Annotated in this window: 20 protein-coding genes and 1 riboswitch; of the genes, 13 read left to right on the top strand and 7 right to left on the bottom strand. The window is 41.1% G+C overall.

The genetic code is table 11. The features are described 5' to 3' along the window. On the top strand, positions 1–186 hold a 186-nt coding region (locus tag EKM98_RS08855; RefSeq protein WP_164512687.1), incomplete at its 5' end, for a transposase. Positions 187–266: 80 nt separating this feature from the next. On the opposite strand, the gene EKM98_RS08850 is transcribed toward EKM98_RS08855, so the two are convergent. From EKM98_RS08850 to EKM98_RS08840, 3 genes are all read right to left on the bottom strand, one after another. Further along, positions 267–974 (bottom strand): hypothetical protein, encoded by a 708-nt coding sequence (locus tag EKM98_RS08850; protein WP_068280911.1) that lies wholly within the window; start codon positions 972–974, stop codon positions 267–269. 525 nt (positions 975–1,499) lie between these two features. Next, on the bottom strand, positions 1,500–2,333 hold the full coding sequence (locus EKM98_RS08845; RefSeq protein WP_068280909.1) for a metallophosphoesterase family protein: 834 nt from the start codon (positions 2,331–2,333) through the stop codon (positions 1,500–1,502). Positions 2,334–2,702: 369 nt separating this feature from the next. Continuing rightward, on the bottom strand, positions 2,703–2,882 hold the full coding sequence (locus EKM98_RS08840) for a hypothetical protein (protein ID WP_068280906.1): 180 nt from the start codon (positions 2,880–2,882) through the stop codon (positions 2,703–2,705). Positions 2,883–3,043: 161 nt separating this feature from the next. On the opposite strand from EKM98_RS08840, the gene EKM98_RS08835 reads away from it, so the two are divergent. The 4 genes from EKM98_RS08835 to galU all read left to right on the top strand — a co-directional run bounded on the left by EKM98_RS08835 (position 3,044) and on the right by galU (position 6,245). Beyond that, positions 3,044–3,862, top strand: coding sequence for a sugar phosphate isomerase/epimerase family protein (locus EKM98_RS08835; RefSeq protein WP_068280902.1), 819 nt, complete (start codon positions 3,044–3,046; stop codon positions 3,860–3,862). Between the two features lie 181 nt (positions 3,863–4,043). Next, on the top strand, positions 4,044–4,283 hold the full coding sequence (locus tag EKM98_RS08830; RefSeq protein ID WP_068223259.1) for a hypothetical protein: 240 nt from the start codon (positions 4,044–4,046) through the stop codon (positions 4,281–4,283). A gap of 493 nt (positions 4,284–4,776) precedes the next feature. Next, positions 4,777–5,019 (top strand): hypothetical protein, encoded by a 243-nt coding sequence (locus EKM98_RS08825; RefSeq protein WP_125982128.1) that lies wholly within the window; start codon positions 4,777–4,779, stop codon positions 5,017–5,019. Positions 5,020–5,345: 326 nt separating this feature from the next. Beyond that, the gene (gene galU / locus EKM98_RS08820; RefSeq protein ID WP_125982126.1) at positions 5,346–6,245 is read left to right on the top strand and encodes a UTP--glucose-1-phosphate uridylyltransferase GalU; all 900 of its coding nucleotides are present in this window, start codon (positions 5,346–5,348) and stop codon (positions 6,243–6,245) included. 55 nt (positions 6,246–6,300) lie between these two features. Here the strand turns inward: galU and EKM98_RS12080 are convergent, their stop codons facing one another. Both EKM98_RS12080 and EKM98_RS08815 read right to left on the bottom strand, forming a co-directional pair. Continuing rightward, entirely contained in the window at positions 6,301–6,444 is a 144-nt protein-coding gene (locus EKM98_RS12080; protein ID WP_164512686.1) for a hypothetical protein, read from the bottom strand. A gap of 64 nt (positions 6,445–6,508) precedes the next feature. Continuing rightward, complete coding sequence (locus EKM98_RS08815; RefSeq protein WP_125982124.1) at positions 6,509–7,483, bottom strand: asparaginase; 975 nt, start codon at positions 7,481–7,483, stop codon at positions 6,509–6,511. A gap of 314 nt (positions 7,484–7,797) precedes the next feature. Continuing rightward, positions 7,798–7,895, top strand: a riboswitch (THF riboswitch). Positions 7,896–8,025: 130 nt separating this feature from the next. Here EKM98_RS08815 and EKM98_RS08810 point away from each other — a divergent pair. From EKM98_RS08810 to tsaD, 5 genes are all read left to right on the top strand, one after another. Then, the gene (locus EKM98_RS08810) at positions 8,026–8,556 is read left to right on the top strand and encodes a folate family ECF transporter S component (RefSeq protein WP_404802946.1); all 531 of its coding nucleotides are present in this window, start codon (positions 8,026–8,028) and stop codon (positions 8,554–8,556) included. A 359-nt stretch (positions 8,557–8,915) separates the two neighbouring features. Then, positions 8,916–9,644, top strand: a complete 729-nt coding sequence (gene tsaB, locus EKM98_RS08805) for a tRNA (adenosine(37)-N6)-threonylcarbamoyltransferase complex dimerization subunit type 1 TsaB (protein WP_125982123.1) — start codon at positions 8,916–8,918, stop codon at positions 9,642–9,644. Then, positions 9,628–10,176, top strand: coding sequence for a ribosomal protein S18-alanine N-acetyltransferase (rimI, locus tag EKM98_RS08800; protein WP_125982121.1), 549 nt, complete (start codon positions 9,628–9,630; stop codon positions 10,174–10,176). The genes tsaB and rimI (EKM98_RS08800) overlap by 17 nt, the downstream gene beginning before the upstream one ends. 4 nt (positions 10,177–10,180) lie before the next feature. Next, positions 10,181–10,648, top strand: coding sequence for a ribosomal protein S18-alanine N-acetyltransferase (rimI, locus tag EKM98_RS08795; protein WP_164512685.1), 468 nt, complete (start codon positions 10,181–10,183; stop codon positions 10,646–10,648). An 11-nt stretch (positions 10,649–10,659) separates the two neighbouring features. Beyond that, entirely contained in the window at positions 10,660–11,703 is a 1,044-nt protein-coding gene (gene tsaD, locus EKM98_RS08790) for a tRNA (adenosine(37)-N6)-threonylcarbamoyltransferase complex transferase subunit TsaD (RefSeq protein WP_125982117.1), read from the top strand. 133 nt (positions 11,704–11,836) lie between these two features. Here tsaD and abc-f read toward each other — a convergent pair whose 3' ends face one another. Further along, on the bottom strand, positions 11,837–13,795 hold the full coding sequence (gene abc-f / locus EKM98_RS08785) for a ribosomal protection-like ABC-F family protein (RefSeq protein ID WP_125982116.1): 1,959 nt from the start codon (positions 13,793–13,795) through the stop codon (positions 11,837–11,839). A gap of 342 nt (positions 13,796–14,137) precedes the next feature. Here abc-f and EKM98_RS08780 point away from each other — a divergent pair, with 342 nt between their 5' ends. Then, entirely contained in the window at positions 14,138–14,797 is a 660-nt protein-coding gene (locus EKM98_RS08780; protein ID WP_125982114.1) for a redox-sensing transcriptional repressor Rex, read from the top strand. Positions 14,798–14,923: 126 nt separating this feature from the next. On the opposite strand, the gene EKM98_RS08775 is transcribed toward EKM98_RS08780, so the two are convergent. Beyond that, positions 14,924–15,562: a CPBP family intramembrane glutamic endopeptidase gene (locus EKM98_RS08775; RefSeq protein WP_125982112.1), complete on the bottom strand. Its 639-nt coding sequence runs from the start codon at positions 15,560–15,562 to the stop codon at positions 14,924–14,926. A gap of 196 nt (positions 15,563–15,758) precedes the next feature. On the opposite strand from EKM98_RS08775, the gene groES reads away from it, so the two are divergent. Together groES and groL are read left to right on the top strand one after the other, a co-directional pair. Further along, the gene (groES, locus tag EKM98_RS08770) at positions 15,759–16,043 is read left to right on the top strand and encodes a co-chaperone GroES (protein WP_068223293.1); all 285 of its coding nucleotides are present in this window, start codon (positions 15,759–15,761) and stop codon (positions 16,041–16,043) included. 160 nt (positions 16,044–16,203) lie between these two features. Next, complete coding sequence (groL, locus tag EKM98_RS08765) at positions 16,204–17,847, top strand: chaperonin GroEL (protein WP_125982111.1); 1,644 nt, start codon at positions 16,204–16,206, stop codon at positions 17,845–17,847. Positions 17,848–18,373: the final 526 nt, after the last annotated feature.

Below are 18,373 nucleotides of genomic sequence, written 5' to 3'. Positions count from 1 at the left end.
GAGATCATCCTCAATGCCAGTGAATCAAAGTATTCGAACGGTCCCATTGAAGGCATCAATCGCATGATCAAACAGATCCAGCGAACGGCTTTTGGGTTTCGCAACTATCACCATCTAGTTTCACGGATCAAACTACAACAAATGCGCACCAAACCAAACAAAAAAACAGTGTTAGAAGTTGCTTAGCTTCTAACACTGTAAAATTGGCTATCAACAGGATTTGACAGAGAGCCGAAACTTTTAGCACACGCCCAATAAATAGTCGCTTAGTTGACCACACTGCTTGATTGTCCAGCAGTAGGGTTATTATTGACTTTATTGTTTGTACTGTCATTGGCATTATTCTGCATCATGTTAGTCGGCCGTTTAGTCACAGACTGGCCAGCACTGGAATTGTTATTGACCTTATTGTCGTAGCTATCACTGGCACTATTTTGCATCATGTTGCTAGATTGCTTAGTCGCCGCTGGACTAGCACTTGAGTTATTATTAACCTTATTATTGTAACTATCACTAGCATTATTTTGCATCATGTTAGTCGATTGCGAAGTTGCCGCTTGGCCAGCATTTGAATTGTTATTAACCTTGTTATTGTAGCTATCGCCGGTACCATTTTGCATCATATTACTTGGTTGCGAAGTTGTACTGCTACTTTGGGCCTGAGTTGCTGCAGGTTGTGCTGTTTGTGTGGCCGTGCTAGCTTGACTAGCCTGGCTGGTTTTGGTCGATGCAGCTTTAGTTGCGGCCTGATCACTATTTACTGAAGAACTAACGGCTGAATGATCAGCGACTTTAGCCTTTTGCGACCGTTTAGTTGCCGATTGAGTTGTTGAACTAGTTGACTGCCGGCTAGTAACACGACTGATTTTTGTAGCCGGTGCCGATTGCTTAGTTGACGATGCAGTAGAATCACTGCAAGCTGCAAGGGATAAACTCATTAAAATTAGGGCACTTAATTGGATCATTTTTCGCATGATCAACGCCTTCTTTCAATGGTACTATTTAGCGGCTCCTTACAGCTTCACAATAGCTTGTACCGCTCGAAAAGTAAAGCAAATTAACCTAAATTTAACCTGTTTTTTTAGTTCAAAAAACGCCCGCTTTTAGACGGGCATTTCCGGTAAATTTAAGCAGAATTTATGCCAAAAAAATGGTTTAATTTCGGGCGAAGTTTAACAAATCGTTTTTAACTAAATTGGGAATAATTTGCGGAAATAATCAGAAAGGTTTTCAAGCGCGGCTATACCAGATTAATCAAAAAAGAGGCCAACGAAAATATTTTTGGCCACGTTTAGATAGGTTTATGTTTGAAAAACACCTTTATTAGTATTTTCCGGCCTGATTTGGTGTAAACGTATTTGGAAAAGTAGCTTGGAATCTAATATGAATACTTGCTTAAAGAATCGGTAACTATTTTAATAGTATTATTTTTCCGGCCTAATTTGATGAAAAGATATTTAAAAAGTAAGTATCTGAGTTCTTTTCAAATATACGCTAGCCTAAAAAGTAGCCAGAAAGTTGGCGGCAATCCTTTCATAATCATTTGCTTCATTAATTGTGTTGATATTTTCCACGGTATAGGCGTAACGGCCTTCCCGCAAAATAGTTGCGTAAAGCTCATAATAGGGCATTTTTCGCTCACGGGCAATTTTGAGTTCAGCTTCAACGTCATAACTGACTTGGCGAAAATCAATATCGCTAACGCCATGTTCATCAAGGTCCAGTAAGGCATACTGGGCGCGATTGTTATAAAATCTTGGGTTGCTAGGGGCTGCTAAGCCAACTGTACCAGCGTTTAAGATTAGGCGGCCATCACTGCTATACCGAAAAACTTGCCGGTGGGTGTGACCATATAGTGCAATATCACTGTTACTACCAGCAAAAATTGCGTCAAAATTTTCTTGTGGCTTAGTTGGTTGTGTACTCGAGCCGTAAGTTTGTTTAGGCAAAGAATGAAGGACATCGATTTTAAAGCCAGCTACCGTGATTGTTTGCCGCAAGGGTAGGTCGGCCAGCCAGTGATAAGTCTTTGGTTCAAGATGCTGCTGGTCATACTGCGCAAAGATTAGGGCCATCGTTTTCTTGGGACCATGAATTGGCGTATCGCCAGTCGTCAATAAGTCGCGGTAAGTTTGTTCGTGATTGCCTAGTACCCAAGTTTTTGTATTAACCGCGCGTAGTTGATCAACACATTCTTGTGGCGAAGGGCCTCGCATCGTGATGTCGCCAACGGAACAATAGATATCCGCGGCGTGCTTCTTGGCATCGGCGATAACGGCGGCCAGAGCGGTGGCATTGCCGTGACTGTCAGAAATAATTGCAATTTTAGTCAAATAATCAAGTCCTTTGGTTGAATTAACTTTAGCTTAACACAGCTGGTGGTCAGTAGACTTCTGGACTAGAGTAGTTAAAAAGTAGCTGGTCGGCATGGCAGAGGGCTGAGCTTAGTGTATTTGGTCATAGTAAAGCCCCCGGGATTAGATTTTAGTCCAATACCGGGGGTTCACTTCACGGACAAAGGTCCTAGCCTATTATTATTTCTGAGCAATACGCTAGAACGTGTGCCGAAAATTTAGGTCGTGCTTATTTGCCATACTTCAATTGACGCACTTTTCCAAACACGCCTTAATTTAATAGTTAACTAGCGCCCAGTAATTTTTGTTGGGCGGTTATGGAAGAGATTACCCGCCGGCACAATCTTGCTACTGTTCTTGTGGTCCCTGTTGTGGTTGGATTGTTCCCGTAACCACGTCTTCCAAAAACTTGTAAGTACTAGCAACGGTTTCTGGCGCAATCTTGTGTTGGTCATCTTGGTTATTGAATTGGGCAAGCCAAGCCTTAGTGAGGTCCGCCGCAATTTGTTTTTCGTTTGTATCAGCCATTTAGCATCCTTCTTTCAAGTGAGTTTTACGTTCAGGCCAAGTATGAAAATTGTGATAAAATGGCAGAACGTACTTTATCACTTTCTAGTATACCGAAAATAGCAATAATTTGTTTAAAAAAGTGCGTGTTATACTAAAATCAAAAAAAGGAAGCGGCACAATTGACAGTTCAGCTCGGTTTGAAGGCCAGTACTGCGGCAAGCCAAATTAATGATCGGCTCCAGTACCGGCCGGAAGTTTTTGAATTTTTTTTACAAGCAAGTGATTTTACACTAGAAGGTTTAAAACAATTAGCGGCGGCCATTGACCAGGTCAAAGCAGTAACCGGCAAAATTGTTCTGCACCAACCAATGCGTTACCAAGGCAACTATACTGAATTGATTGCGCCAGAAGAACAAATGCCCGAACTTTACCGCTTCATTCAAACCAGTACAGAGGCCATGTTAGCTATTGCAACACAAAAGCGTGTTCAGGTGTTACTGCACGGTTCTTATTTTCGGCAAACGCCCCATTTTATTGCAATGTACGATGATTTTGCGGCGGCCGAGAAGGCAATGTTTGGCCGGCTAGACTACTTTGCCAAAATCGGTGGTGAACGAATTATGTTTGAAAACTCGATTTCACCACTATATTTTTACGGTGATCCAGCAATGGATGACAAAATTTACGCGAAAAACTACCGCTTAGCTTTTGACACTAGTCACTGTTTTATCAAGGCTCACGGCGATAATGCGGTTCTAATGGCGGCGTTAGATCGGTTACACGATCATATTGTCCATTACCATATTGTAGATTCGATGGGCCTAACTCACGATAGTTTACAAGTTGGCAAAGGCGCAATTAACTGGGCGCAGGTTTTGCCCCGCCTTAATCCACGGGCAACTAATATTTATGAAATCAATTTGGCCGATCCCAACGATGCTAAGGAACAAGTGGCGAGTCACGCCTATTTAACGGCCTTAGAAAAAAGTAGTAAATAAGCATGTTAGGTTTCTAACATTTTCATGTTAGGTAAGTGGCACAATAGAATTAAATTAAATCAAAGTAAGAGTCTCCTAAGAATGCCCTCATAGCAACCTAAATCAGTTGCCTTTAAATATGGCTATGTTATGGTGATGCCATAGCCGAATTACTTACGGACATTTTAAAGGAGAGAACGTTATGTTAGCAACGAAGACGGTTTCAGATTATGATCTGTTTCAACAATTTAAGAGTTTTTTAGGGGAACGCCAATCACAAATTAGCCACTATCCAAATCTAACGACTTACGTTAAAAAGGAACGAACAGCATTTTCATTTCCATTACGTCGTAGTCACATGATTCCTAGTCGCTACAATCGGGTTATTCGCCAATTAACTTCCGAAGATATTCATCAAATTGAGCAACAGTTACGTCTTTAATTGGAAAGTGTCCTTAAGCATATACTGAGTTATCAACCAAAATAACTTTTGACACTTTACTAAGCTGATATTTCGTTAAGTTAAAATACTAAATCAACTAAGGTTAGTTTTCGGACAGTTAACGTCCTGAAGCTAATCTTTTTTCGTTCTTAGAATGTGTTTAGAAAACACTTTTATTAATACTGACTAATTGGGTATCAGCATTTTTGGGATAGGATAAGAAATAGCTTTTTCAGACACTCCTTGGATTAAGTCGTAAACTCCAGCTAACATTAAATGTTAATTAGATTAGGGACAAGAAGTGCCAAACTGCTGTTAACCAAGTGATTGTAGTACCTAGTCCGCTAGGCTTATTTGAGAATGATGATGTTTGCATAAGTTAAAATGAGGATTCCCTATGAATGATAGCAAAATGGTTGTCAAACGACTGTAATGGCGTTATTGTAACTCTTGGTAAGAGAAGTCATTTAATTTTAATAAGGAAGTGCGCAGGATGTTTACAGCAACTAAAGTCGTTAATGATTACGAGTTATTACAGCAGTTTAAGAGTTTTTTGGTGGATCATAAGCAAGAAATCACTGCTTATCCTGATTTACAAACATACGTTGAAAATGCTCGTAGCAGTTTTTTGTTTACTCCGATTGGAACTGAAAAGATTCCAGCTCATTACAATCATGTGTTAAAGCAACTAACTAGTGACGATTACAAGCAACTTGCAAAAAGATTAGGTCTCTAGTTAGGTGATGGAAATGAACCAAAGAAACGGTAATTTCGATCTAATTCATTAGGTTATTTAGATTGGGGCCGTTCTTTAGTTCATTTTTTTAGGGTTCGTTTGAAGCAATCAACAGAAAAACGTTTTTAAACATGACCAAGGTCGAAATTTGCCAGTTATTAAGTATGCGCAAATATTTTTGTACTTTGGTCTATACCAAAAAGACTAAGGCTGGCGTGGTTTTGGTTGCTTAATTTGAAATCGGTTTCGCTAGCGACTTGATTTGTCGGTTCATCCCTGGCAAAATACGGTATAATAGGTACAAATCTTTTATTGGAGGAATTTGCATGCGAGTACATAAAGCATTAATCCCGGCAGCGGGACTTGGAACACGTTTTTTACCGGCCACTAAGGCGATGGCAAAGGAAATGTTGCCCATTGTTGATAAACCTACCATTCAATTTATTGTTGAAGAGGCCCAAGCATCAGGAATTGACGATATCCTAATTATTACGGGTAAGGGCAAGCGGCCAATTGAAGACCACTTTGATTCGGCACCAGAATTAGAACAAAATTTAATTAAGAAACAAAAAACAGCCATGTTAAAGGCCGTTCAAGAAACGACTAATATGAAGGTTAATTTATTCTTCATTCGCCAGTCACACCCAAATGGTTTAGGTGATGCCGTTCGTTTGGCTAAATCGTTTATTGCTAATGAACCGTTTGTTGTCATGTTAGGCGACGATTTAATGCACGATAAGGTGCCGTTATCAAAACAATTGATTGATGACTACGAAAAAACACACGCCTCAACTTTAGCCGTTAAACGTGTGCCCCATGAAGATGTTTCGGCTTACGGTGTGATTGATCCGCAAGTTGAAGAATTTCCTGGTCTTTACAACGTTAAACGTTTTGTTGAAAAACCAGCCGTTGACAAGGCTCCTAGCGATTTAGCCATTATTGGCCGTTATTTGTTAACCCCAGAGATCTTTGACATCTTGGATCAGCAAAAACCTGGTGCCGGGGGCGAAATTCAATTAACCGATGCGATTGACACCTTGAATACAACTCAGCGCGTGTTTGCCCGTGAATTCAAGGGTGAGCGCTATGATGTTGGGAACAAGCTTGGTTACGTTGAAACCAATATTGAATATGGTTTGCAACATCCCGAGGTCAAAGATGAATTGAAAAAGTATATCATTGCGCTTTCTAAGAAATTAGAGGCTGAAAAGCAAGCAAAGAAATAAACTAAAAACACCGCACCACTAATTTCACTTAAAATGAAATTGGCGGTGCGGTATTTTATGACTTAATTTTACGTTTAGACTGTTTTTCAGCGGCAGCAGTGACGGCCAGAAGGAAACCATCAAATTTTTGCCGTTGTTTTGGCGTCATATTTTTAACCTTGGCGGCATAAACAGCTTTTAAATGCTTTTTTCCGTTCATAATCTTCACCTCAAAAACAGTTTACGCTGTTGAATGCGAAATTTAAATTAAAGGGACCTATAAATTAAGAAATGGCGTCTTGCATATAAGTGGCTAATTGTTGGCCGTTTTTACCGGCAGATAGGCCAACTAGTAATTTAATGCGCGCTTTTTGACCATTGAGGCCTTGGCAAAAAATAACGCCCATTTTTTGTAATTGCTGGCCACCACCTTCATAACCATAGACAGGCTCCGCAACGCCGTTGAAACAGCGTGACACTAGAATAACGGGAATTTTATGGGCAATGAGATTGGCAAGTGCGGGTAAGGTTTGCGGTGGTAAATTGCCGGCACCAGTTGCCTCGATGACTAAACCATTGGTACTAGGCAGATCTAGCATGGTCAATAAGCGATCATCCATACCAGCGTAAGCTTTTAATAAGTAAACATGATCAATGACGTGGGTAATTGGACAGGCCTGTTGCTCGGTTAATTCTTGAAAAAATTTAACGCCATTTTTTTCCATAATACCAATTGGACCAAAAGTAGGGGTGCGGAAGGTCGCAACGTTAGTGGTGTGCGTTTTCGTAACAAAACGAGCGGTGTGAACTTCATCGTTCATGACGACGAGAACGCCTTTACCTCGAGCGTCGTCATCGGCGGCAGTTTTTACCGCGCTTTCCAAATTATAAAGACCATCAGAACCGATTTCGTTAGAAGAGCGCATAGCGCCAGTGATTACCACGGGGATGGTACTGGGCAAAGTCAGATCAAGAAAATACGCGGTTTCTTCCAATGTATCCGTGCCGTGAGTAACGACAACACCATCGACCCCAGCTTGTTCGGCCTGATTAATGCGTTGACTCAATAGCAACATTTCTTTAGGCGTGATGTGTGGTGAAGGAAGATTGAATAACTCCTCCGAACTAACATCATATTGACCAGCGAATAATTGATTGTAGGCCATCAGTGGGTTGGAGGCGCCTGGAATGATGGTGCCACTTTCATTTTCGGACATGGCAATCGTACCGCCGGTGTGTAAAATTAGAATTTTTTTCATTGTAACCTCCTAGAGGGTTTATTTAATATCGATGATAGCTTTATTTTACATTTAAAAAAAGACCATCTTCGGGGAAGAAGATGGTCTAGGGGAGAGTCTCTTTTCAGTTACGAAAAAGAGTCGAAAAATGAAAAAGGTTTGGTTTGTTTTGGTTACAATCTTGATAATAAGGAACAAAAATGAAATTAAACCGTGATTTTAATCAGAGTTCGCCAAACTTTTTCTCATTTTTTTTTAACAATAATTAAAAAAACTTCACCTAACTAGTTGGCCTGGTGAATTTGAAGCAGTATAATAAAAAATGTACAAAAAATAACGGAGTAGGCTAGGAGCGTTAAGTGCTGACGGAACGGAATGTGAACGTCACCCGAAAACCGATACTGGTTGCGATTTCTTTGCCGCATTCGCCGCATATTTTGGGGGAGGTTTCTCAAGGTGTGCGTGAGGGACGCCTCACGTGACGGTTTGCTAAACTAGACACTTGGCTACAAAGCTAAATGCACGATCTCATATTTGTGGCACTCCAAGAGGAGATGTCCAGTTTGAAAGTAGCTTTAACAGGTAAACGACTCAGTGCGCGTAGTATTGCAATTCTGGGTCTACTAATGGCACTACAATTGGTGCTTGGTAAGTTTCCCGTGTTTGGAATTTGGTCAGTACGAGTGGACTTTGTTTTTCTGGCCACATTTATCATGGGTTGGTGGTTTGGACCTTGGTGGGCAGGACTAGCAGCGGTGATTTGTGATTTGGTGAATACCTTAATGCTTGGCGGCTCGGGGACCTATTTTGTCGGTTTTACTATTTCGGCATTTCTAGGTGGCGTCATTTATGGGGTATTCTTTTACCGGCAAAACATGAGTTGGTGGCGAGTTATTGCGGCTACCTTAATCATTATGCTTGTCGTTAACGTCTTTTTAAATACATTGTGGCTAACGATTCTTTATAAAACGCCATTTTGGGGGATTTTACCCATTCGAATTTTAAAGGACTTAATACTGACGCCAATCCAAGTTTTGTTGGTGTATTGGCTAGGAACAAATCGTAATATGTTAAGTTTACGCGATAGATTGTAAAAAATAAGCGGACCAAAAGGCAATTAAGTTCTATGGATTGACCTAAGAAGGTGGTTTGGTCGTGAAACGGCCGGAACATTTTCGGTGGCTACCCTAGAATTTAGCCTTTTGGTCCGTTTTTTTGCGATTAAAAAGGACTATTAGGTTTGAAAAGGAGTACCCAGATGAACTCCCTGATTAGATTTACTCCAACTCAAGGATTCACTTCAGGCTGGGTCCTTTTTTTAAACGTGTTTTTTAGCGATAGGCTAAAAAATACAGAATATAAATACTCTTTTAACGTTCGATCAGGTAACAACTAATGAAAAAAAGGCCAATTTGTGCTACGATACCAACAAATACTAAAAAGGAAGTTCGAGATGTTAGTTTTAGCAATTGATACGTCTAACCGTGCAATGAGCGTTGCACTTGTTCGTGACCAAACTGTTTTAGGTGAGACAACCATTAATGTTCGTAAGACGCACAGTGAAAGTTTAATGCCAGCAGTTGCCCAACTCTTTAAGAGTACAAGTCTATTACCGGCGGCCGTTGATCGCTTTGTTGTCGCTCAGGGACCTGGTTCGTACACTGGAATTCGAATTGCCGTGACCACGGCCAAAACGTTTGCTTGGACTTTACACAAAGAATTAGTTGGAATTTCCAGTTTAGCGGCTTTGGCGGCCAACGTGACAACTTCGGCCGGTTTAATTATTCCGGTCTTTAATGCTCGCCGGGACGCGGCCTTTACTGGGGCTTATCGTTGGCAAAATGGTGAATTGGTTTCAGTTTTGGCCGACCGCCACACGTCGATGACTAGTTGGATTGCTGAATTGGCCACGCAAACGGCGCCATTGCAATTCATTGGTGAGGACACTGAGTTATTTAGGCCACAAATTACGGCTAAGTTAGGACAACAGGCACAGTTTGTTAGTGGCATTGATAATTTACCGCACGCCAGTAAATTGGCGTTACTTGGCCAAACTGCCCAACCAGTGGCGAATATCCATCGGTTTGCACCAAACTATTTACGGATTACCGAGGCAGAGGCGAATTGGTTGAAGCAGCATCCCACAAATGAGGGGCACGAACCGTATGTGGAAGAGATTTAAGGATTGGTACCAACATTCGAATACAAAGCCAACGTTGAGTTTTCCCGATCAAGTAGTGAATCTTGGTGGCCAAAATTTTAGCATGCGCCGAGCTCAACAAGATGATGTCGACGACTTGTTGGAAGTTGAACGGCAATGTTATGCTGGCACAACGCCTTGGGATCGGGCGGCTTTTTTAAGTGAGCTGAAAAAGACAACCCAGTCACTTTACGTTGTCCTCATTTTTGAGGACGAAATTGTGGCCTTTATTGGTTGTTGGTTTACTAAGGCCGAATCGCACGTGACCAATATTGCCGTTGTTCCTAAATTCCAGAATTTTGGGATCGGTCGTTTTTTAATGTTGAGTATGATCCAACGGGCGGCGGATCTTCCGTCTGCTAGGTTAACACTAGAAGTACGAGTTTCAAACGAACCCGCTAAGCATTTATATCATCAGCTGGGTTTTTTGGATCAGAATATTAAACGTTCTTACTACGTTGTTAATCATGAAGATGCGTTGAATATGATGTTGCCTTTAGGCGAGGAGAATTAAGACTGTGGTGTTTTATTTTCCAACAAAAGTAGATCTAGTGGCGCACGCCGCGGAATTGAGTCGGGCCTGCTTTCAATTATGTGAAGCAAGTTATCAATTTGGTTCGCCGTGGAGTCAAACCAGTTTTCAAGAAAATATGCAAACTGATTATCAGTTCTACGGTTTTCTAAAGTTGAATGGGCGGCTAGTTGGGTTTGTAAGTTACACAAAATTATTCGCGGAACTTGAAATCACAAATATCGCTGTTCACCGTGATTTTCAGCGACAAGGTTTAGCCTGGGCATTATGGCAGCAGCTATTAGCGCGGCAGACTGAAGCGTGTCGTTTTTTGTTGGAGGTTCGTGCAACTAATTTGGCGGCGCAGCGGTTATACCAAAAATTAGGGTTTCAGCTTTTGGCCCAGCGAAAGGCATATTACGCTAAGCCAACTGAAAATGCGTTGGTTATGGAGAAGTACTGGCAAGGAAGGTAGGAGACAAGACGGTGACTGAAAAGAAACCAGAATTAATTTTAGCGTTTGAATCAAGTTGTGACGAAACCAGTGTGGCGGTGGTTGAAGATGGCGTCAAAATTCGTAGCAATGTGATCGCTTCACAGATTAACAGCCAAAAGCGTTTTGGCGGTGTGGTTCCGGAAGTTGCCAGTCGCCATCACGTTGAACAGGTGACTTTGTGTGCTGAAGAGGCAATGACGCAGGCTGGCGTAACCTATGGGGATTTAACAGCGGTTGCGGTCACTTACGGTCCAGGACTAGTTGGCGCACTGTTGATTGGCGTTTCGGCGGCCAAAGCAGTTGCCTTTGCCCATCAATTACCGTTGATTCCCGTTAACCACATGGCAGGTCACATCTATGCGGCCCGTTTGGTTAAGCCACTGGTTTATCCGTTGATGGCGTTATTAGTGTCAGGCGGCCATACGGAGCTAGTTTACATGCGTGGGGCTGGTGAGTTTGAAATCATCGGTGACACCAGAGATGATGCAGCTGGTGAGGCCTTTGATAAAGTTGGGCGGGTACTTAATTTAGCTTACCCTGCCGGCAAGAAGATTGACGATTTAAGTAAATTAGGGCAGGATACGTTTAGCTTTCCTCGGGCGATGATTAAAGACGCTAACTATGATTTTAGTTTTAGTGGCCTGAAGAGTGCCTTTATCAATAAAGTTCACAATGCTGAGCAACGGGGTGAAAAATTATCGAAGCCTGATTTAGCGGCTAGTTTTCAGGCTAGTGTGATTGATGTTTTGGTTACGAAAACAATGCGGGCTTGCCAAGCTTATGGTGTTGGCCAGCTTGTTTTGGCCGGTGGCGTTGCTGCTAACTCGGCTTTACGGAGTGCTTTAACCAGCGCAATTGCTCAGGAAGATCCTAACTTGGATTTTGTGGTGCCACCGATTCGCTTGTGTAGCGATAATGGCGCAATGATTGGTGCCGCAGCTCACGTCATGATGGCGCGAGGTGCTCGTGCCAATTTAGATTTAAATGCTGATCCCAGTTTGTCATTTGCCTACGCTGAAGAAGTACGCAATTAAAAAATAACGACTACTATTGTGAAGCTTATCCTACTAGCATTTTGCTAGCTTGTGAATAAGCCACCAACAGTGGTCGTTATTTTTTTAAACTTTCTAGGGAATGCTGGGAAAATATATTTTAGACTAAAAAGGGTTAATTACCAGTTAATTCTTCTAAGGCCAAACTCTTTTCTTCCCAATCGGTTTCAACTTGATTTTGTTGCGCCGTGATTGCTTCCAATTGTTGTTGCAATTCAGTTAGTTTTGTTGGGGCAGCCAAAACATCAGGTTGTGTCATAGCAACCTGGAGATCATGACTTTGTTGGTCTAACGTTGTCATTTGTTGCTCCAGTGCCGCAACTTCTCGACTTAGTTTGCGTTCCTTTTTTTGTTGTTCTTTATTAAGTTGATAATCTTGTTGCGCTGGTGCCGCCGAGTGGCTCACGACTTCGGCTGGGCCGGCATTAGCCACTTTTTCGGCGGTAATTGCCGCTTCCTCGGCCTTTTTATCCACGTAATAATCATAGTTACCAAGATAGCGTTTCGTACCTTGGTGGGACAATTCCACCACGTTACTAGCGATGCGGTTCATAAAGTAGCGATCATGTGAAACAAATAAAATAGTCCCATCGTAATGAAGTAATGCCTTTTCTAGAACTTCCTTACTATCAATGTCCAAATGATTAGTGGGTTCATCGAGAATTAAAAAGTTATTGTGGTTCATTGCTAGTTTGACTAACATTAACTGAGCCTTTTCGCCACCGGAAAGGGCAGCAACTGATTTTTCAACATCCTTACCGGTAAAAAGAAAGCTGCCTAGAATGCTGCGAATATTGACTTCAGGTAGAGTTGAATGCTCATCCCAAATTTCGTTTAAAACGGTTTTATTACGGTGGAGGTTTTCCTGTTCCTGATCGTAATAGCCAATGTCAACGCCTGCGCCTAATTTTGCCTCACCGCGCAAAAACGGAATTTGCTTTAAGATACTTTTTAGCAGTGTTGATTTGCCAACACCATTCGGGCCGGTAATGGCAATTGCTTCATGACGTTTCAGGTGCAGGTCAATGGGGTCCGCCAAAACATGAGTGGCACTGTAACCGATAGCTGCGTTAACGACGTCTAATACTTGGTTACCAGAGGGCTTGTCCTCACTAAAACTAAAGCGGACGGTCTTATTGTCATTTTGCGGTTTTTCCAACCGGACAATTTTATCTAACTGTTTCCGCCGACTTTGAGCCCGTTTAGTTGTTGAAGCCCGCACAATGTTTTTGTTAACGAAATCTTCGAGCTTGTTAATTTCTGCTTGTTGTTTTTCGTAAGCTTTCCACTCTTGTTCTTGGTAGGCAGCTTTTTCAGCACGGTACTTTGTGTAATTTCCTTTATAGTGGCGGGTGGTATGCTGACTCATGTCGTAGACCTCGTTAGCCACTTTATCAAGAAAGTACTGATCATGGGAAACAATTAACAGGGCACCTGAGTAGCCTTGTAAATAGCCTTCTAGCCAAGTTAACGTATCAATGTCCAAGTGATTAGTTGGTTCATCTAAAATTAATAAGTCGTGTTTTTCCAAAAGCAGCTTAGCCATGGCCAAACGTGATTTCTGACCACCGGATAACTCATTAATGGGATGATCATAATAATCTTCACCAAAAGCAAAGCCGTGTAAAACAGTGCGAATTTCGGCCTGATAACCGTAACCATTTTGGTCGCTAAAGTCATGTTGCAACTGTTCGTAAGATTTTAAGGTAGCTTGGTAAGCCTCCTCGTCGGCCAGCAGTTTGGGATCACCTAATTGTTGTTCTAAAGTGTGCATCCGTTTTTCCATTGCTTGAAGTTTAGCAAAAACGGTTAACATTTCATCAAAAATCGTTTTGGTTGAATCAAGGCCAGTATCCTGAGGTAGATAACCAATTGTGACGCCTTTACTTGTGATCACTTGGCCAACATCAGGGGGATTTTGCCCAACTAAAATCTTGAGCAATGTTGATTTGCCGATCCCATTACGGCCAACCAAGGCGACGCGCGCCTGTGATTGGATTTCCAGTTGAACGTGTTCAAACAAAACATCGGCCCCAAAGTGGCGGGCAACGTTTTGTGCTTGCAGTAAGATCAAAGTGGAATCCTTCCTTTCATTTCAGCATTTTATTCAATCTAGTTTACCATATAAGTGGGCGGGACAAAAGGTGACCGACTTTTACAAAAGAAAAATGGTACTAGCCATAAGAAAATTAAAGTTGCGGCTTTCACAGACAAAAGAACACGTTTATGGCGGTAATTAAAGCGTTTTCATGTATTTCTGAGAGTTGTTTGGGCTGATAAGTGATTCCTTTCCCAAATTAATCGGCGGTTATTTTAAACAGTCTAATTGCATTTCACAAGTAAATACGGTATTATAACCATTGTCTATTAAGATAAATTCACAAGCTAATTTAGGATGACTAATGGAGGATAAGCAATGGCTGAGGCAAAAATACCAAAGGCAACTGCCAAACGTTTACCGATTTACTATCGTTATTTGAACATTTTGTTCAACGCAGGCACAAACCGAGTTTCATCAACTGAACTTTCAGAAGCAGTACAAGTAGATAGTGCAACAATTCGTCGCGACTTTTCTTACTTTGGGGCGTTAGGAAAACGTGGTTACGGCTATGATGTCGAAGATCTACTCAATTTTTTTAAGAAGACCTTAAATCAAGATCGACTTACCAATGTTGCGTTAGTTGGGGTTGGTAATTTAGGGCACGCATTACTGAACTATAATTTCCAACAAACGAATAGTGTTCGAATTAGTGCAGCCTTCGATATTAATGAAGAGATTGCTAACACAATTCAAAGTGGTGTGCCAGTTTACCCAATGGCAGACATGAAGGAACAATTGCAGATTCAACAAATTGATGTTGCAATCTTGACAGTGCCAATTAATCACGCACAGGACGTTGCTGATGAGTTGGTTGCGGCTGGTGTGAAGGGGATCATGAACTTTACGCCGATTCGACTTTCCGTTCCAGCAACTGTTCGGATCCAAAATGTTGACTTGGCCAACGAATTACAAACGTTGATCTATTTTCTAGATCATTATGGTAATGAAGCTGGTACTAGTGATACTGCTAAATAAATAGTTCAAAAAAAACAACCAAGATTAGGACTTGGTTGTTTTTTTGTATAAAATTTAATGAGCATTAGAATTGCAAACATGAAGGGTAAAAAATAATTTAATTAAAGTGGCCTTAATCTACGGATATTAACGATAGAGTAACATTAAGATTACAATGCCGTTCATTACCATGTGGCTAATCATCGACGTCGCAATCTTGCCAGTTCGCTGATAAAGGTAGCAAAAGACTAGGCCAATAGCTGTGTAGGTCAGTAAATGATTATCATTATGAGCGATGGCAAAAAACACACTAGAAATTAAGGCGGCGCCAAACTTACCAGTAAAGGGAGTTAGGTAGCCAAAAATAGTCCGCCGGAAAACTAGTTCTTCCATAATTGGTGCAGCAACGACAGCCATGATTAGGTAGTAAGGGTAGCTTCGAATGACGGTTAAGATGGCACTGGTGTTAGTCGAGCTGGTTGTCGTGTGAAAGATAAGTTGATCTAAGTAACTAGCCGCAAGTTGACCAATCAGGGCTAGAAAAGCACCAAGAATCCCCCAAAGAATAATCTGGCCAGTTTTTGTTTTCGTCACCTTTTCCATTTGCGTTGGCGCATAAAATCTTCGGTAGATGATGATTAAAATAGCGGCACCCACCACGTAATCAATTGTTTGAAAAAGATATAAAGTCGTTTTTAAACGAATAACCGAATTAACTAAAGCAGGTAATAAGAAAATAATCAGATAAACACTAAGGGTGCTGACAGCATTTTTTCGTGCGAGCATATAATCCTCCTTTAGAAAGCTGATTTTTGTACGTTAAAATCTCTCTTTCTAGCTTAGCGGTTTTAATTAAATTTTTAAAGCTTTTTTGTGCTTTAGGCTTGCATTCAAAACAGAACATGTTATTATAAATATTGTGATTAGCACTTAACTGCTAGGAGTGCTAAAGCTCATCAAATGATAAATGGAGGGATTAAACGTGTTAAAACCATTAGGCGATCGCGTCATTGTTTCAGTAGAAGATGAAGAAGAAAAAACAGTTGGTGGTATTGTGTTAGCTTCTAACGCAAAAGAAAAACCAACAACGGGTAAAGTAGTAGCAGCAGGCCCAGGTGCCACAAATCATCATGGTGACGTTGTTCCCTTGACAGTCAAGGTTGATGATAACGTTATGTTTGATAAGTATTCTGGTACCAATGTTTCTTACGACGGCGCTGATTATTTAGTTTTACATGAAAAGGATTTATTAGCAATTGTTGAATAACTTTGCTTAGCGTATTAGCAGCTTAGTTAATACGTTTCCGTTAGAAATAAACACAAATATTGAAATTTGTAACTTCCAAAAATTTGCAAAAATATAGTCGTGAACGTAATGCAATAGCTAGTAAGTTCACACTAAATTCATTTATGAGGTGAAAATTAAAATGGCTAAAGAATTAAAATTCTCAGAAGACGCTCGTTCAGCAATGCTTCGTGGCGTTGATAAGTTAGCAGATACAGTTAAAACAACTCTTGGACCAAAAGGCCGGAACGTTGTTTTGGAAAAATCATACGGTTCACCTACAATCACTAACGATGGTGTTACGATTGCAAAGGACATCGAATTAGAAGATCATTTCGAAAATATGGGTGCTAAGTTAGTTTCCGAAGTTGCTTCAAAGACTAACGATAACGCTGGTGATGGTACAACCACCGCAACTGTTTTGACGCAATCAATCGTTCGCGAAGGTATGAAGAACGTCACTGCCGGTGCTAACCCAGTTGGCATTCGTGATGGGATTGAAAAAGCAACCACTGCTGCCGTTAAGGAATTACACAAGATTTCCCATAAAGTTGACGGTAAAAATGATATTGCGCAGATTGCTTCTGTTTCTTCATCAAGCAAAACCGTTGGTAAATTAATTGCTGACGCTATGGAAAAAGTTGGTAATGATGGTGTTATTACAATTGAAGAATCAAAAGGGATCGATACTTCCTTAGATGTTGTTGAAGGGATGCAGTTTGACCGTGGTTACTTATCACAGTACATGGTTACCGACAACGATAAGATGGAAGCTGATCTTGATAACCCATATATCTTAGTAACGGATAAAAAAGTTTCTAACATTCAAGAAATCTTACCATTATTACAAAAGATTGTTGAACAAGGCAAAGCTTTATTAATTATTGCTGACGATGTTGATGGTGAAGCATTACCAACCCTTGTCTTAAACAAGATTCGTGGTACGTTCAATGTTGTTGCCGTTAAGGCCCCTGGTTTTGGTGATCGGCGTAAGGCTCAACTTGAAGATATTGCTACTTTAACTGGTGCTACTTTAATCACATCAGATCTTGGACTTGAATTGAAAGATACAACCATCGATCAATTAGGCCAAGCTGGTAAGGTTACGGTTACTAAAGACAATACAACACTTGTTGAAGGTGCTGGCGACAAAGATGCCTTAGCACAACGTGTTGCTGAAATTAAAACACAGATTGCTGACACAACTTCTGATTTTGATCGTGAAAAATTACAAGAACGTTTAGCTAAATTAGCTGGCGGTGTTGCAGTTGTTCGAGTTGGTGCCGCAACTGAAACTGAATTAAAAGAACAAAAATATCGAATTGAAGATGCCCTAAATGCTACACGTGCTGCCGTTGAAGAAGGCTACGTTGCCGGTGGTGGGACTGCTTTGGTCAACGTTATTAAGGCCGTTTCTGACTTGAAGGCTGAAGGCGATGTTCAAACTGGTATCAACATTGTTCTTCGTGCCTTAGAAGAACCTGTTCGGCAAATTGCGGAAAATGCTGGTGTTGAAGGATCAGTTATCGTTGAACATCTGAAGCAACAAGATCCAGAAGTTGGTTATAATGCCGCTAATGGCAACTGGGAGAACATGATCGATGCTGGGATTATCGACCCAACAAAGGTAACACGTTCGGCACTTCAAAATGCTGCTTCTGTATCATCATTATTATTAACAACGGAAGCAGTTGTTGCTGATAAGCCAGAACCAAAGGCACCTGATGCAGGTGCTGCTGGTGCCGGCGGTGGCGGTATGCCTGGTGGTATGGGCGGTATGATGTAGGCTGACCGGCCAATTTAGGCAGCTACCTTTTCAAGCACGATAGTTTATCATTAATATGGATCTAGTCTTATAAGATTGGACCACGAACTACAAGTAATCGGCAGCTAAACTATTCAATTAATGGTTAAACGCCAATCTGAATAAACTGATGAAAACCTTGGTTCCACTGTTACGCAATAGGTAACGGTGTTAAATAGTTAAATTGATGGGAAGTGCACCAAAAGCCGATTCTAGGTTTACTGCGTAACGTAAGTTAATTCAATAACCGTAGTTAGGCACGTGAACCCAGACTTTTGGCGCACGTTCTAGAGAAATGCTCGGAAATAGTAAGGGGCCACTGACTTTTTAGTCAGTGGCCTCTTTGTTTTGGAATATTCTAAACGTTGGTTACGTTCTGAACTGGTAAAGGTAATAATGACAGAATTGACTTTTGCGCTGTCTTTGGTGTTACTGCCTAGCATAAAATGTCTAAATCATTAGAAAAGATCAAACAAAATTTGCTGGGGGATATATTTTAATGAATTAA

This window comes from Loigolactobacillus iwatensis, from assembly GCF_003950295.1.
In the GTDB taxonomy this organism is placed as follows: Bacteria; Bacillota; Bacilli; order Lactobacillales; family Lactobacillaceae; genus Loigolactobacillus; species Loigolactobacillus iwatensis.
Note: the sequence above shows the minus strand (reverse complement) of the source record. Positions and strands in the feature narration are given on the sequence as shown.

Excerpts from the sequence above, each read along its gene's own strand:
- EKM98_RS08850 (WP_068280911.1), bottom strand. The coding sequence starts at position 974 with ATGCGAAAAATGATCCAATTAAGTGCCCTAATTTTAATGAGTTTATCC.
- EKM98_RS08840 (WP_068280906.1), bottom strand. The coding sequence starts at position 2,882 with ATGGCTGATACAAACGAAAAACAAATTGCGGCGGACCTCACTAAGGCT.
- EKM98_RS08830 (WP_068223259.1), top strand. The coding sequence starts at position 4,044 with ATGTTAGCAACGAAGACGGTTTCAGATTATGATCTGTTTCAACAATTT.
- EKM98_RS08825 (WP_125982128.1), top strand. The coding sequence starts at position 4,777 with ATGTTTACAGCAACTAAAGTCGTTAATGATTACGAGTTATTACAGCAG.
- galU (WP_125982126.1), top strand. The coding sequence starts at position 5,346 with ATGCGAGTACATAAAGCATTAATCCCGGCAGCGGGACTTGGAACACGT.
- EKM98_RS12080 (WP_164512686.1), bottom strand. The coding sequence starts at position 6,444 with ATGAACGGAAAAAAGCATTTAAAAGCTGTTTATGCCGCCAAGGTTAAA.
- EKM98_RS08815 (WP_125982124.1), bottom strand. The coding sequence starts at position 7,483 with ATGAAAAAAATTCTAATTTTACACACCGGCGGTACGATTGCCATGTCC.
- tsaB (WP_125982123.1), top strand. The coding sequence starts at position 8,916 with ATGTTAGTTTTAGCAATTGATACGTCTAACCGTGCAATGAGCGTTGCA.
- rimI (WP_125982121.1), top strand. The coding sequence starts at position 9,628 with ATGTGGAAGAGATTTAAGGATTGGTACCAACATTCGAATACAAAGCCA.
- EKM98_RS08780 (WP_125982114.1), top strand. The coding sequence starts at position 14,138 with ATGGCTGAGGCAAAAATACCAAAGGCAACTGCCAAACGTTTACCGATT.
- EKM98_RS08775 (WP_125982112.1), bottom strand. The coding sequence starts at position 15,562 with ATGCTCGCACGAAAAAATGCTGTCAGCACCCTTAGTGTTTATCTGATT.
- groL (WP_125982111.1), top strand. The coding sequence starts at position 16,204 with ATGGCTAAAGAATTAAAATTCTCAGAAGACGCTCGTTCAGCAATGCTT.